The sequence below is a fragment of the Sphingomonas sp. LY54 genome (assembly GCF_035594035.1).
GTDB lineage: Bacteria > Pseudomonadota > Alphaproteobacteria > Sphingomonadales > Sphingomonadaceae > Allosphingosinicella.
Window position 1 is genome coordinate 2,815,934 of record NZ_CP141588.1, and the last position, 13,801, is coordinate 2,829,734.

A 13,801-nucleotide genomic window follows, 5' to 3' on the forward strand; every position below is an offset into this window, starting at 1 on the left:
ACGCGCGCAACAATTGCTCGTTGAGCAGATCGAATGACAGGGGAACACTTCGGTTCGGCGTCCTCGAAGCACGTCTTGCAGCTTGAGCCGCGCCGGAAGATTGCATCGGGAATGTCTACCGATTAGGTTGGGATATAGCCCGCTGGAGTTTCTATGCACCATACGCACGACAGTATTTTCGAAGAGGCCGCATCGGTCAGTCGATTTCGTGACGGGATCGTCGCGGCAGGCCTGATATCGACTCTTCTCTGGACCATCATTCTGGGTGGCGCTTTCTTCCGCTGAGCATAAGGCATAGCCAGTCTCCTGATACGCAAGTCGCCAGAGTCGGCGTTTTTCAGGTGTATTGGCCGGTCGGGGCGAGTTTCCTGAGCAATCTGATCGCCAGTCCTTCCACCCTATCTGGGCCGATCTCTCGAAGCCGGATCGCTCGCGGGTGTCTCGGTGTTTGCGGGCGGCCCCATCACGGTCCGCGTCGCGACCGGCGCGGGGGTCGCATCGTCCGACCAGTCGGAGGCGCGGCGGCTGACGCGATTGTAGTTGGCGACCGGATCGTAGAGCGCGCCGCCGTCCAAATTGAGGTCCTCGACCTCGGCCTGGCCCATCGCGTTGAGCAAGGCGAAGCCGGCGACATAGGCGTCGCGGCGGGCGGTGACGAGCAACACCTGGCTGTTCAGCAACTCCTGCTCGGCGTTGAGCACGTCGAGCACGTTGCGCGTGCCGACGCTCTGCTCGGCGCGGGTGCCCTCGAGCGCGAGCTGGTTGGCCGAGACCGCCACCTCGTTCGATTCGATGGAGTCCATCGCCGCCTGGTAGCTGGCGAAGGCGGCGCGGGTCTGGGCAACCACGGAGCGCTCGACCGCGACCCCCTGCTCGAGCAGCTGGCTCTGGAAGGCCTGGGCCTGGCGGACGCGGGCACCGACCAGGCCGCCCTGGTAAAGCGGGATACGCGCCTGGACGCCGAGGCCGGTCTGGGTGGTGCTGTCGGCGGCGCCGACGCCGAACTGCTTGTCGGCGGTGCCGAGATAATCGGTGGCGCGGCCCGAGGCGATCGCCGACACGGTCGGCAGGCGATCGGCACGGGCGATCGAGACGTCGCGGCCGGCGGCGCGGATCTGCGCGGCGATCGAGACGAGGTCGGGATTGTTCTGAAGCGCGATCTCGACCGCCTGGTCGGCGGTGGTCGGGAGCGGCGGCAGCGGCGGCGGCGGCTGCAGTTCGTCGGGCATCGCGCCGATCACGCGCCGGTAATTTTCCTCGCTGGAGATCAGGCGTCCCTCGGCCAGCTCGAGGCTGCTGCGGGCGAGCGCCAGCCGCGCTTCGGACTGGGCGACGTCGGTGCGGGTGAGGTCGCCGACTTCGAACCGGTCGCGGCTCGCCTGGAGGTTGGTGTCGAGCACGCGCACCTGGTTGCGGTTGAGCGTCACGATCGAGCGGTCGCGGATCACGTCCATATAGGCGCCGACCGCCTCGGTGAAGATGTCGCCCTCGGTGGCGCGCAGGCCGGCGCGGCCGGCGAGCACGCGCTCGTCAGCGGCGCGGATCGCGTTGCGCACCGCTCCGCCGCTGAACAAAGGGTAGCTGACGTCGACCCCGGCATTGAGGTTGCGGCCGTTGCCGCCGCCGGTGCGGGTGAGATCCTGGTTGATGCCGGCGGTGGCGGACACTTGCGGGCGGCCCAAAGCGCGGGCGATGGCGACGCCCTCGTCGAGCGTCCGCACCTGGGCGCGCTGCCCGGTGATGGTCGGGTTGCTGTTATAGGTCTGGACCAAAGCCTCGCGCAGCGTGTCGGCCTGCGCCACGCCCCCGATCAGCAATGCCCCCACACAAGCCCCGGCCAGCAAACCTCCCCGCATCCTCCAGTATCCCCCATGTTCGGCCTAGCCGAATTCAAAATCCCAGAGATATTCGATAGTCATCATCTTGTATCTGATTGAAGAAGGACGCGCCATATAGTTGACGCCTCAGAACCGATGGTCCCGATGCTGGCGATCGTGAGATGCGGGACGTTGTCGACGCTCACATGAATTGACAAGGCGGATGCCCTTGGGCGCGATGATCAGTAATAAGCTGTCACGAGGCCGATCAATGTCCAGACGAAGAGCGAGACGAGGCCAGCCCAGAAGAGGCCCTTGCCAAGCCGCCGCGCATCGTCGCGATGGGGAGCAGCCGGCCGCCGTGGTTCATGCTTCACGCTTGCTGACCTCAAACGGTTGGCCCGAGACCGGCGCGCGGCGATCTTTACATGACTCCGCGGCGCCCTTTGCGCAGCAGCTTGAAGGAGATGCTCGGAGAGATCAATGACAACGCTGCACGGGGTGTGAGGACAGCAAAGGAGCGACTCCCGGGTGATGCGCGATACGACCTCGCCGCTCAGGCTGGAGCGGGCCCTTCGGTGGCGTAGACCCGGTCCAGATAGAGGTTGGCGAGCTCATAGTGGAATGTGACTTCCTTTTCGCTCCCGGCATTGCAAGCGAGGTTCACTTCCTCGACCGCGCGGCGGTAGAAATAGTCCAGGTCCTGCTCGTTCATGCCGAAGGTCCCGCAATGGTGAATGACCAAAAAGGGCTTATGATTTCTGTACATCAGGCACGCAGGGCGACCGTCGGCACTGGAGCGGAGTGGAGGCGCGACCTCAATAGGTAACGTCCGTCTCACCTCCCGGCCGGGGATCGCCTCCAAAGGCGAGATTGAGTAAGATGGCCGCCTTGAAATAATGGTGCTTGCGTACCGGTTCTGTCGTGGCCTGCTCGGCCCGGACGAGTTCCTCTTCGGCGCGCCGCGCATGTTCCCGGGCATCGCCTTCTAGGCGCGCGGGGCAGGCAACGGGCAGGGACCGGTGGATGACCGCATGGTCGCCGATGCCAGCCTTAAGCCTCATCGCCCGTCCCGAAATGCGTCGCGCGGCGATACGGGCGTCTCGGGGCCGGCCGGAGAACTGCCTGTTCCTCATCGGCGCGTGCGAGGCTCGCAGCCCTCACCGGTCGTCTCCTAATAAGCGTTGCGGTGCATGACGACGCCGAAAGTCCGCAGGAGGATCGACAGGTCCCTTGCGAGCGACCAGGTCGAGACATATTCCAGATCCGCCTCCAGTCGGCGCGTGAGATCCGATCGCGTATGTGTGCTTCCGCGATAACCCCTGATCTGCGCCAAACCGGTGATGCCCGGCTTCAGAGTATGACGGTGCCAGTAAGTCGGATCGATTTGCCAGAACAGGTCGTCGCCCACCGTTGATCCGAGCGCGTGCGGCCGCGGACCGACCAAGCTCATGTCCCCAAGCAATACGTTGAACAGCTGTGGCAGCTCGTCGATGCTCGTGCAGCGTAGGACGTGTCCGAAGCGCGTTACGCGCTCGTCCTGGTGGGAGGTCGAGCGGCAGCCGCTCGGATCGCACATGTCCGCCTTCATCGTGCGGAACTTGTAAACCGAGAACAAGCGGTTGCCACATCCCATGCGTTGCTGCCGGAAAAGGATGGGGCCCGGGGAATCGAGCTTGATCAGCAGCGCCACCAGAATGAGGCAGGGGGCGAGGAAGATCAGGGTTGGCAGGGTGATGCCGATATCGAGGCAGCGTTTCAGGAAGCGGTTCGTGAGGCTGAGCGGGCCGGCATTGACTACTGCGGTAGGCGTGCCTGCATATTTTCCTAGCGCGCAGATACCGGTATATTTGAAGCGCTGCATGCAAACCTCGCCCTGAATGTCCATCCCCTTGAGCAAATTGCCCCAAGCGGCCTCCCGCTCCGAAGGGCATGCGACGATGACCCGGTCGGCAAATTGCAGGAGCCGCGAAAGCCGGTCGAGCATGATCGGGTCGCCCGTGTCCGGCCTTATTCCCGCTGCGGCCGCGTCGATTGCGAACATGCCCGTCGGGACCTCGATCCGGACATCGTCCAGGATTACCGCTTCCTGGACAAAGCGGCCCTGAAACCGACGGTTAAGCTGGCGGCCGACTGCGTACCGTCCGATACAAACCAGGGCGGCGCTCGACGCCAGCCCCACGGTCAGGAGGATCCTCGAATAGTCGTCCGAAGTCTTGAGGAGGAAAGCGGTGAGGAAGATGGCGCAGGCGCTAATGAGCAGCGAACGGAGCGCCCGGAACGCTCCTATCCGCCAATTCTTGAGCACGTCGATCGTGTAGGATTCGCCCGCAAGCGAGAATGCGCCGTAAAGCGGAAGCATGACGGCTGCCACCTCGATGGCTCGCGGCGAACTGAAACTCCCGAAGCGGATCTGGCCGGCTAGTGAAAAGCCGGCGAGAATCGACAGCAAGTCGATAAAGGCCAATATGCAGTAGAGACTTATTCGAACGCTTCGGCCGGATCGAACCTTGGGTCCCGTTATCGGGATCTCAGGCACGGCAAAGGCTTGCGCCGACCGCATGTTCATAGCGTCACCCGCTAGTTCGGTCCTGCGGCAGGAACGCCCCACAGCGACGATTTGTATTCAAACTATGATGGTTACACTATGGACCACGCCGTCAAAGTCAACACGCGTCCCGATATAAGACAAGGCATGGATCAGGACGGGATTCTTCAGTCTAGGGCAAGTCGCCTCACAGACAACGGGCTCACTTCGCGGGCGGAAGTCACTTCGGGTGAGGGCCCCAAGATCGGGTCCGATCCGCCACGCCCACAGCGATAGCTTAGTCGAGGGGACCCCGAGCCACCTGCCGCTGTGGAATCCGGCGCTCCTGCCTGGGCGCCGGTGCCGCGACAGGCCTTACGGCAGTGATTCACGCCCCGGCTCGCACGCGCGCGTGCGAGCCGGGGGGACGACGTCGTCGGGTGGCGCTCCTGCCGTTTCGGCGAGGCCCGGCCTAGAATGTCGCGAGAATACCCGCTCGCAGATAAGCGGCGGAAAAACCGCTGTCCGGCGGGCCTCCAGTGCGGCCCGCGACCCCAGCGCCCCCGAATACGCGGTAACGCCTAGTCAGAAAATAAGTGAGCTCGCCTGCCACGTCATATTCGGTGCGGCTCTCGCCCCCGCCGATCGGATTGAGCCTGCGCAGCCTCGCGTCTCCGACGAGCAGCAGGGCACGCGAGAGCGAGCGCTGCGCCGTCAGTTCAAGCTCGGCCGTTCGAAAACCGGCAATAACGGGGGAAGCGCTTTCGATGAAGTCGCTCCGTGCCTCTAGCCTGAAGGAAGTCGCCGGATTGGGAAGCCATAGCAGCTCCGATGAGAAGGAAATGCCGCCAGAATTTCGCGGGGGGTTGGGTTGGGACACGAAAGTGCGCCTTGAATAGCCGACCGTGGCGCTTCCCTGAAGACGGCCAGTGATCGCAATGCCTGCGCCTCCTTCGATCCGCCAGAGATCGGAATCGCGATCGGAGTCGCGCGCTAGGTCGAAGCCGGCGCTTCGCTCTCCGAAGTCATAGTCGTATCGGCTGAACGCTCCTCGGACGAGAAGCATGACGGGCGGGCTGAGCTCGTAGCCGCCTTGGGCGCGGACGGTCACGCGCGTGAAGTCGCGCCGATCCTGGTCGATGATATCGCCCGAGCGGCCTTGAGCGTCGTGATAATCGAGTCGTCGCACGGAAAGGGCGCCTTGGAGCGCGAGCCGGTTCAGCCGGTGCGTGTAACCAAGGTCGCTGCTCAGGAAATCGAAGCGGATCGGAGAGCGCGCCTCCTTGACGTCGTTGACGTCGCGACGCTCCACGAACCGCCGGGCCACCGAGGCCGAAGCCTGGAGGTTCGATCCATCGGCCGGACCCTCGCGATATGACATGCTCGCCGACAGGCTCGTTCTGTCTTCGTGCAGCTTGCGCGCGTGAAATCTCTGGTCGATGCGCGCTTGCACCTGGAGCCTCCGGACCGGATCGGGACGGACCAGGCGGACCCCGGCCGATGCGTCGAGCCAGGCGTCGCTTTCCTTGTCGTCCTCCGTTGCCCGAATATTGTCCGTGAAGTTCCCGGCAGCTTCGAGTTCGGGGTAGAGATAGAAACTCCCGATCCGGCCGCCTATCGGCTGGTAATAGACGGAGAGGCGTTCGCGCACGTCCAGAGGGCGTTGCGCTTCCTTGAAGTCGGTTGTCGGAATATCCTGTCCCAGAGCGGGTCCGGCCCACAACGCCCAACTTGCCGTACACATCAACGCTACATGCTTGAGCATGCCGCCCTCCCTGCGTACACTGCATAATCCAGGCATGGAGCCAAGTAAACGCGTCCCTTTGATTTGACCAATTTGAGTAATGTTGCGTGGGAGGGGCGCGATAATCGCTTCGCCGAGGCGTTCGTCCAACAGTCTTCACATGGAGCGGCTCATTGTCGAACAATCGTGCGAGCTCGGAAGCGCCTGCCTTGGTCCCCAAGCGCATTGGCTATCGCTATCGCGCACGTGCGCGGCGTCTGTTTCTCGAGGCAAGTCTCGCTGCCCGTCGGCTGGCCCCGCGCCGGATGCGCCCGTCGGTCTTTGTCGTGGGCGCGCAGAAAGCGGGCACGACCAGCCTCCACGCCTTGCTGAGCGAGCATCCCGCCATGCGTGCTCCGCTGGTGAAGGAAGTGCATTATTTCGATCTCGCGGCCGATCGTCCCGCGCGGTGGTATGAGGCGCACTTTCCCGCCGTGTCGGACAGCGACGACGGCGCTCGGGCGTTCGACACGACTCCTTATTACCTCTTCCATCCGCAGGTCGCGTCGCGGATCGCGCGCTACGATCCGGATGCGCGCATCGTCGCGCTGCTGCGCGATCCCGTCCAGCGCGCCTGGTCCCATTATTGGCACGAATGGCGCCGCGGCTTCGAGACCCTCGAGCCGATGGATGCCTTCTCGCAGGAGGCGGTAAGGCTTGCCGACCCGCATATGCGGGTGGGCGAAACGTCTCGCGAGATCTTCGCCCACCAGCATTACAGCTATTGCGCAAGAAGCGAATATGACCGCCAGCTCGAGCGGTGGTTCGTCTGCTTTCCCCCCGCGAACATCCTCATTCTCAGGTCGGAAAGCCTTTTCGAGGCCCCGGAGGCAACGCTTGCCAGGTTGGCCGACTTCCTGGAGATCGCGCCGTTCCGCCGGCTCGACGGCGCTCTCAATGTCGGCCGCTATCCGCGACCGCCGGAAGGCGTGGAGACTTGGTTGCGCCATCGCCTGGCAGCCTCGGCGGAATCGACCCGGGCCATGCTCGGCGCCGAGTTCAGCTGGTGACCGATATCCGGACGACGCCCTCGCCGGAGAGGAAGCCGTGGCTTGGCGGCGCGAAACGCTTCATAATGGATGTAGGGATGCTCCTGGCCGGTTCGGCCAGCGCACAGCTGATAGTGGTCCTGGCGGCTCCGGCTCTGGCGAGAATATTTACTCCGGTCCACTTTGCGGCACTTGCCCTTCTGACCTCAACATTCCAGATCGTATCGCGCTTCTCCTCGGTGAAGTTCGAAACGGCGATCGCGACCGGGCGCAACCGGCCGGAGATGGCGGCCTTGGCCTCCGCGGCGACGGTCGTCCTGCTGACGGTAACCTGCCTCTGCGCGCTCGGATCGTTTCTCATGCGGCCATTGCTTGCCGGCAGGATCGGCGAGGAGGCGGCCCAAATATTCTGCATCGTCCTTCCACTCGCCGTGCTGACCGACGGGCTCATCCAGATCGCCGTGACGTGGTTGGTCAGATGGCGACAATTCGCCGCCGTGTCGACGAACGAGGTGATCCGGAACGGTAGCTCGGTCCTCACGCAGGGAGGACTGGGTATCGCGGGGTTTCTAAGTTCCGGACTGCTCGTTGGACATGCCCTCGGCTCCTCGCTCGCCCTTTTGCTTCTTTCTCGCCGCCCCTCGGTTCGGGAGCTAGTCCAACGAGTGCGAGGCTCCTCGCGCCGGCGCATGATCACCGTGGTTCGGCGTTTCAAGGATTTTCCCCTATACCAGACGCCGAAGGCGATGCTGAATGCTGCGAACCGCAACATGCCCGTCATCCTCATCGCGGCTTATTACAGCGCGGCGGGCACCGGCTTCTTCTTCTTCGCCTTGCGGCTCACCGCCTTGCCCGCGCAGCTCATTTCCCAGTCGCTCGGCCGCGTGCTTCTCCAGCGCTTCGCCAACCACTGGCTCAAGCACAAGCAGTCGCTGGTCCGGCCACTGGCAAAATGCACCCTGATATTCCTGCTGCCGGCCGTGCCGCTCGTCGCCATTATGTTCTTCTTCGGCGAGGAGCTTTTTGCCATCTTCCTGGGTGAGCAATGGCGCGTCTCGGGGCAGATGGCGGTATGGACTTCGCTTTGGTCGGCGGCGCTCATCGTGACGACACCCTCGCAGATGGTCATGATCGTCCTTCGCGGCAATCGCGCGGCGCTGATCCTAGAGGCCCTGTTTCTACCGTTCAGACTTCTCCCGTTTCCGTTGCTCGCGGGGGGAGGCGACGTCATGCCGGCGATCGCAGCATGCGCGATCGCCGCCTTCCTGTTCAATATGTCCATGATCGCCGCCGCGTTCGTCACTGCCCACCGTCGGGCGCGAGCGATCCGGTGAGCCCGTGCTAGCCCGAGCGATGTCCTTGGAGCCCATCTTCATCATAGGGTGCCAGAGAAGCGGAACGACGATGCTGGGCTCGCTCCTCGGCGCCGCGCGAGGCGTGATCGCCATACCCGAAGCCCAGTTCGTGGCAGACCTCGCACCTTCCGACCCTCAAGGCCGCGAGAAGCTGGCCGACATATTGGCCCGCATCGAACGCCATTATCGTTTCAGGATATGGAACCACGACCTCGGAAGCGAGCGGCCGGCGGGCGAGGGTACCCACGCCGATGCGGTGCGTTGGCTGGTCGCCCATTATGCAGGCGCCCAGGGGCGAACAGGGATCACCCACTGGATCGACCACCAGCCGGGTCATGTCCGCGAGATGGAGCGGCTCGCGGCGCATTTCCCAGGGCTGCGCGCCGTCCATGTGGTCCGGGACGGGCGAGCCGTCGCGGCCTCCATCCTCCCGCTCGACTGGGGGCCCAACCAGATACATTCGGCTGCCAATTTCTGGGCGCAGCGTGTCGCGATGGGGCTGGCGCTGCGCCATTATCTGGGCGAGGGACGCTGGCATCAAGTCCGCTACGAAGATCTCGTGACCGACCCGCACCGCGAGCTCTCGCGCATCTGCGACTTCCTCGGACTGCAATATGACCCTGCGATGGCGGACGGCCAAGGCTTTGCAGTTCCCCGGTTCACGCGCGGGCAGCACGCATTGGTGGGACAGAGGCCCGACCCGACGAGGCTGGACGGCTGGCGAAAGGTCCTCATGCCGCGGCAGGTGGAAATTTTCGAGGCGCTGGTCGGTCCCTTGCTCACCTATCTTGGCTATCGACGCGATTATGATCGCGCGCGCCTGCCTTCAATCCCGGAAAAGTTAAGGTTGACCGCCGCCGACCAGTGGCTCGCGCTTGCGAACCGACGCACTTTCCGGAAGCGAGTGGCGGAGCATGGCGCGTATGCGACGGAAGTCCCGCGATGAGAAACGATTGGTGTCCGCCGGGAATATTGCGGTGCCTTTTATAATCGGCCAGTATCGGCAAAGAAGAAGCAGGCACTGACCGGGCCCTCGACGGGAGAGGCATATGGGCTATTCGATCGCCTACGTGATGAGCCTTCCGCATAGCGGCTCCACTCTCGCGGGCGCGCTCCTCGGCGCGCATTCTCAGGCTTTCCTGCTCGGCGAGCCTTGGAAGCTTCGCCAATATGCCCGTCGTGAGAGAGAAAGGACCCACAAGACCGCGCTCGGCAATGCGTGCACCTGCGGTGCGCCGGACATCTGGACTTGTACGTTCTGGCCCCGGGTCGATGCAGCGGTGAGATCGGTCTCCGACCTCGGTCTTGCAGACCTCGATCCCGCGGCGCCGGATCCGGAACGCTTTCACCGCGACAACAAGCTGCTCTTCGATGCGGTCGCGAAAGCGACCGGAGCATCGCTCCTCGTGGACTCGAGCAAGCGGATCCAGCGGTGCGAGCGCCTCGTCGCCAGCGGCATCGCGCCGGTCACCGTCCTTCACCTGATGCGTGATCCGCGAGGGCAGGTCCTTTCGAACATGAAAAGGTCGGGCAGGGGTCCCTACCGGCACGCTTTGCGCAACCAGCTCGATACATGGAAGATGGGGGCGCTTGGGCGGCGGGTCGGGGCCTCTTATGTGAGCTACGAGCGCATTGCGACTGATCCGGTCGGCTGGCTGACCGAGCTCATGCCCAGGCTCGGGCTGGAATATGAGCCGTCCCAGCTGGAATGGGCGCGGCTTGAGCGGCACAATCTCAGCGGAAACCAGAGCCGGATGACGAGGGACAGCGCGATAAGGGTAGACCGCAGTTGGGAGGCTGGACTGTCCTGGCCCCAGAGGGTCTATGTGGACATGGCTGCGGGCCTGGTGTCGCGCATGACCGCAAGCCTTTATTCGGCGCGCTGAGGAGGCCTGATCTCCAGGTCAGGGCGGGCAAGCGGCTTGGCGTCGCCCGGTCGTCCTGTCGAATTCTCCTCGCCGGCGAGCCAGCAAGTGAAATCCTCCTGCACAAGTTCGGACAGCGCCTCGATCTCGGGTCTGTAGAAAGCTTCCAGCCGTCGGCGGAGCTCAGGGGTGAGCGGCGGATAATATTTGGGCCTTGAGAGGCTTTTCGTCACCCATTTTCCAACGGGTCCCGAGCGGAACGCACGTAGGGGCGCGGTTTCGAGCGCGGGCCGGGCCCACCAAAGCATCCGCTTGACCGGACCCGGCACTCCCTCTGCCTTCCTGGCATTCTCGCGAACGCCCAGCCCCGTCGGCATGAAGTTGCAGTCCAGCGAGAGGAAGTCGAGCACGCGCTTGTACAGGAGCGTCGGGCGCTCGGCGATGTCGTCATGGCGCACGACCAGGATCCGGGAACGGGGATAGGCGACGTACCAGGCCGCGAGCTGGCGCGCATATAGGCCGTTGGTGAGGATGTGCGGGCGAGGAGAGCGACCGGGATCCAGATAGAGGTCGATGTCCGAACTTGCCCGGCCGCGATCCACCTGCATCCCATAAGAAGAATAGGCCCTGTCGACCGGGTTGCGCAGGATGCATAGGATCCTGGCCTCCGGCTGATCGGGCGCGATGCGCTCGAGTGCGCGGGGATCGGTGAGATAGCTGTTCGAATTCTCGGCGAGCCGCTGTCCGGGCGCGCACCCCCGGAAGTGGCGCGCGTACCAGGCCTCGCCCTTGTGATGATGGCGCGAATAATAATGGATTTCCTCACGGGGCATGAAGAGGTCGGGATGTTCGCCTAGGCATCGGGACAACCATGTGGTGCCCGATTTAGGTGCCCCGATCAGCAGCATGTGCAGGCGTGAGAGAGCCATTGTGGGCGGCGCCCTACGCCCGTTCGACGTAATATTGCTTGTAGCTGCGATAATAAGCGAGGGCGTCGTCGCGGGCGTAGAGGGATTGAATCTTGAGATCGACGCCGTTCAGCACCACCCCGCTGATGGGTGACCCGGCATTCAGCATCATCTGCACAGCCGCGCGGGCGGCGAATTTGCTCGTGCGGCGCCACCGAACCACCATGAGGACCTGATCCGCGCCATGGGAGATATGCTTGGCGTCGCTCAGCGCCAGCACGGGGGGCGTGTCCACGATGATGAAGTCGAAGCCGGGACGCAACCTGTTGAGCAGTGCGCGGAACGCCTCGCCGCGAAAGACCTCTAGGTTCACCTTGCATCTGTGCATGGCGAGCACGGAGAGATTGTCGTTATACTGGAGAAGCGACTGCTCCGAGGGCAATGGCTTTTCATCGTCTTTGGGTGCCTCGCGCTTGGGAGTGCGCAATCCGAGCGACGAGAGGATCTTAGGGCGCCTGAGGTCCGCGTCCACTAGGCAGACGCGATGGCCTGCCCTCGCGAGGGAGAGCGCGAGGGAGGCCGACACCGTAGTCTTTCCTTCGTGTGGCACGGCGGAAGTGACGACCACGACCGTGGCCGCCGCATGTGCCCGCGGAAGCGCGATCCCGTCGGTTTGCGCCTCCCGGCCCTGCACCACGGCGTCGGAAAGTTCTCGATAGGCCTCGGCGTAGCTCGACATCGGCCTGGCGCTGACGAGGAGCGCCTGGCTGACGCCGTCCGGCGGGGCCAGGGCGGGAATGGATGCCAGACGGCGCATGCCGAGGTAGCGAGCGATATCCGACCCCGAGCTGATCTTCACGTCGATGAGTTCGACGAAGACGACCCCGAACAGCGCCAGCATGAAGGCCCCGGCCGCCCCCGCGATGACGATCACGGGCCGGTTCGGCTCGCCCGGGCGTTGGGGCGGCACCGCCGTGCTGATGATGGTCGCGTCCGCCTTTGCAAGGTCCTCCGTTTCGGCGGTTTCCTTGCTACGCTTGAGGAAATCCTCGTAGACGCCCCGCGACGCGAGGGCTTCCCGGTCTATCTGCTGGACCCTGGCGGCGCTACGCGAATTGGCGATGGACTGCCCGCGCTGGCGCGAAAGCTGTCCGCGGACCGCTCCAAGACGCCGCTCGGCTGTGATCATTTCCTGGCCGAGGCCCGCGATAATATTCCCCATCTCGCGTGCCAGCTCGGTGTCCAGCTGCCGAAGCTGATCCTGGATCCGGCGCGTCTCGGGATGCTGGGGGCCGTAGCGGGCCGAAATGTCGGACGAGCGCGCCAGAGCTTCGGAGCGCCGCGCCTTGAGGTCGCGGATGATATTGGACTCGATGACCGCCGGAAGCGCATTAGGGTTGTCACGCGCGGTGAGGGCGGCGGTGAGCCGCCCGCGCTTCTCTGCCAGGTCCGATTCCAGCTCGACGGCCTGTCGGCTGGTGTCCTGGATGACCTGCTGGTCGTAGGTCTCCATGTTAGCCCCTTGCGGGAGGCCGGCGCGCGCGCGCAGGTCCTGCGCGGCAGCTTCCCGTCCCTGCACCTCCGAGCCGAGGCCGCTGAGGCGCGACCGCAGATAGGCCTGCGCCGCATTGGCGGCATCCCGCTTGAGATCAATCTGGCGCTGGAGATATTCGGTCGCGATCGCATTCGCGATGGCCGCGGATTTCTTTCCGCTGGACGTCGAGGCGGACACGCTGATGACATAGGTGAGGCCTCGCCGGGAGATGTCTGCCTTGCCTGCGAGAAGCGTCACTGCCTTGTCGACGGGATTCTGCGCGGCGCCGCCCTCACTGCGACTGATGCCCCTCAGCCCGCTCTTCACCCGCCCCGAAAGGGTCTTGTCCGGCATCTGGCCGTTAAACTCGGGATCCTGGGTGAGGTTCAGCCTCTCGACGACGCGCCTCAAGAGCCCGGGCGAGCGCATGACCTGGACCTCGGTATCGACCGACGCGGAATCGTCGGGAAGGTCCGAAAGAACGGAATCGACATCCGTGACGAGGAGCTTCTGCCTGTCGAGAAGGACGTTGGCCGTCGCCCGGTAGCTGTCAGGCTCCGTCAGCGCATAAGCCAGCGTGAGGATGACGACGGACGCGAAGATCGCCGCGAAGAATCGGAACCGCCGTCTGAACATGATGCCGAGCGATCTCAGGTCGATCGGGTCTCCGGCATCCAGTGGCGTCGGAGGGGGAGATGCGGAAGCGACTTGAGTCGGCTGGTCCATTGCTCCCCCTCCGCCATTCTCCCCTCCGGTGCTGTGGTTCGCCAGGCGGGGCGAGTCTTGAATATGAGCGTTTTCAATAGTCTGTTGCCATGCGATAGATGAGGTGTCAAGTTGCTTGGCCCGAGTCTTGTCCAGATTATGGACTATGGCATTAGTGTTATTGTGCTCTGTAGAATATGCGTGACATATGGCTTTGCACATCGCTTGCGGTCGTGTTGGTATGCTAATGCGAAGCCTGTCTCGACTGGCGGTTTGGTTCGAGTCTGCTTGCGTCGTCAATGTCGGAGCTGGTGATGC

General features: G+C 63.9%; 12 protein-coding genes. 4 read left to right on the forward strand and 8 right to left on the reverse strand.

Translation table 11 applies throughout. From position 1 onward, the window contains the following. Positions 1 to 398: 398 nt before the first annotated feature. The 6 genes from SH591_RS13990 to SH591_RS14015 all read right to left on the reverse strand — a co-directional run bounded on the left by SH591_RS13990 (position 399) and on the right by SH591_RS14015 (position 6,109). Positions 399 to 1,856: a TolC family outer membrane protein gene (locus tag SH591_RS13990; protein ID WP_324749626.1), complete on the reverse strand. Its 1,458-nt coding sequence runs from the start codon at positions 1,854 to 1,856 to the stop codon at positions 399 to 401. A gap of 203 nt (positions 1,857 to 2,059) precedes the next feature. After that, positions 2,060 to 2,194: a hypothetical protein gene (locus SH591_RS13995; protein ID WP_324749627.1), complete on the reverse strand. Its 135-nt coding sequence runs from the start codon at positions 2,192 to 2,194 to the stop codon at positions 2,060 to 2,062. Between the two features lie 179 nt (positions 2,195 to 2,373). Continuing rightward, complete coding sequence (locus SH591_RS14000; RefSeq protein WP_324749628.1) at positions 2,374 to 2,532, reverse strand: hypothetical protein; 159 nt, start codon at positions 2,530 to 2,532, stop codon at positions 2,374 to 2,376. A gap of 103 nt (positions 2,533 to 2,635) precedes the next feature. After that, positions 2,636 to 2,881 (reverse strand): hypothetical protein, encoded by a 246-nt coding sequence (locus tag SH591_RS14005; protein WP_324749629.1) that lies wholly within the window; start codon positions 2,879 to 2,881, stop codon positions 2,636 to 2,638. 110 nt (positions 2,882 to 2,991) lie between these two features. Further along, positions 2,992 to 4,284, reverse strand: a complete 1,293-nt coding sequence (locus SH591_RS14010; protein ID WP_324749630.1) for a sugar transferase — start codon at positions 4,282 to 4,284, stop codon at positions 2,992 to 2,994. A gap of 532 nt (positions 4,285 to 4,816) precedes the next feature. Next, positions 4,817 to 6,109, reverse strand: coding sequence for an outer membrane beta-barrel protein (locus SH591_RS14015; protein WP_324749631.1), 1,293 nt, complete (start codon positions 6,107 to 6,109; stop codon positions 4,817 to 4,819). 152 nt (positions 6,110 to 6,261) lie between these two features. On the opposite strand from SH591_RS14015, the gene SH591_RS14020 reads away from it, so the two are divergent. The 4 genes from SH591_RS14020 to SH591_RS14035 all read left to right on the forward strand — a co-directional run bounded on the left by SH591_RS14020 (position 6,262) and on the right by SH591_RS14035 (position 10,357). After that, positions 6,262 to 7,137: a sulfotransferase family protein gene (locus tag SH591_RS14020; RefSeq protein WP_324749632.1), complete on the forward strand. Its 876-nt coding sequence runs from the start codon at positions 6,262 to 6,264 to the stop codon at positions 7,135 to 7,137. Then, positions 7,134 to 8,450 carry a lipopolysaccharide biosynthesis protein gene (locus SH591_RS14025; RefSeq protein ID WP_324749633.1) on the forward strand — a complete coding sequence of 439 codons (1,317 nt, stop codon included), beginning with the start codon at positions 7,134 to 7,136 and terminating at the stop codon, positions 8,448 to 8,450. The genes SH591_RS14020 and SH591_RS14025 overlap by 4 nt, the downstream gene beginning before the upstream one ends. A gap of 25 nt (positions 8,451 to 8,475) precedes the next feature. Then, the gene (locus SH591_RS14030; RefSeq protein WP_324749634.1) at positions 8,476 to 9,417 is read left to right on the forward strand and encodes a sulfotransferase family protein; all 942 of its coding nucleotides are present in this window, start codon (positions 8,476 to 8,478) and stop codon (positions 9,415 to 9,417) included. 103 nt (positions 9,418 to 9,520) lie between these two features. After that, positions 9,521 to 10,357 (forward strand): sulfotransferase, encoded by an 837-nt coding sequence (locus SH591_RS14035; RefSeq protein WP_324749635.1) that lies wholly within the window; start codon positions 9,521 to 9,523, stop codon positions 10,355 to 10,357. Here SH591_RS14035 and SH591_RS14040 read toward each other — a convergent pair. Further along, positions 10,342 to 11,244, reverse strand: a complete 903-nt coding sequence (locus SH591_RS14040; RefSeq protein WP_324749636.1) for a sulfotransferase — start codon at positions 11,242 to 11,244, stop codon at positions 10,342 to 10,344. The genes SH591_RS14035 and SH591_RS14040 overlap by 16 nt on opposite strands. 34 nt (positions 11,245 to 11,278) lie before the next feature. Further along, positions 11,279 to 13,504, reverse strand: a complete 2,226-nt coding sequence (locus SH591_RS14045) for a GumC family protein (RefSeq protein WP_324749637.1) — start codon at positions 13,502 to 13,504, stop codon at positions 11,279 to 11,281. Positions 13,505 to 13,801 lie beyond the last annotated feature (297 nt).